The 777-nt window shown below is 72.3% G+C and carries 1 pseudogene; it reads right to left on the reverse strand.

The features are described from left to right. Nucleotides 1–777: pseudogene (locus LRA98_RS12855) on the reverse strand (excinuclease ABC subunit UvrA); the annotation flags it as partial.

The raw sequence follows: 777 nt of genomic DNA on the forward strand, positions 1-777 counted from the left end.
GGGCACCGGCTGGCCCAGGCGCAGGTAGCCCAGGCCCACGGCGCGCAACGGCTCCAGGCGGCGCACCACCTCGCGGCTGTCGGCAAAGAACGCCACCGCCTCGTCGGCGGTCATCTGCAGTACGTCGTGGATGGAGGCACGTCGCCCCTCAGTCCCCTCCACCTGGACCTCCAGCACCTCGGCGCGAAAACGCCGACCGTCGCAGTCGGGACAGGCCAGGTAGACGTCGGAGAGGAACTGCATCTCCACGTGCTCGAAGCCGGAGCCCTTGCAGGTGGGGCAACGGCCGTTGCCGGCGTTGAAGCTGAAGGCGCCGGCGGTATAGCCCCGCTCCTGGGCCAGGGGCGCCGCGGCGAAGCGTTTGCGGATGGGGTCGAGGGCGCCGGTGTAACTCACCGGGCAGGAGCGCGCGCTCTTGCCGATGGGCGACTGGTCCACCAGGGAGACCTCGGTGATCGCCTCGGCCCCATCGATGGCGTCGTGCTCGCCCGGCGCCTCGACGGCCTCGCCCTGCTGGCGCAACAGCCCCCGGTAGAGGACATCCTGGGCCAGGGTCGACTTGCCCGAGCCGGAGACCCCGGTCAGGCAGACCAGACCGCCCAGCGGGATGGCCACGTCGATCCCCTGCAGGTTATGGGCACGGGCGCCGCGAATGGTCAGCGCGGGGCCGTCCGGGAGGGTTGCGGATACCCCCGAGGGCGACGAGGTATTCAGCGGAGCGCGCCGCGCCGACGGATCAGCCCCGGAGGGCGCCCGCATGGATGCGGGCGCCGGCCG

The sequence above is a fragment of the Halorhodospira sp. M38 genome, assembly GCF_022227985.1.
Lineage (GTDB): Bacteria > Pseudomonadota > Gammaproteobacteria > Nitrococcales > Halorhodospiraceae > Halorhodospira > Halorhodospira halophila_A.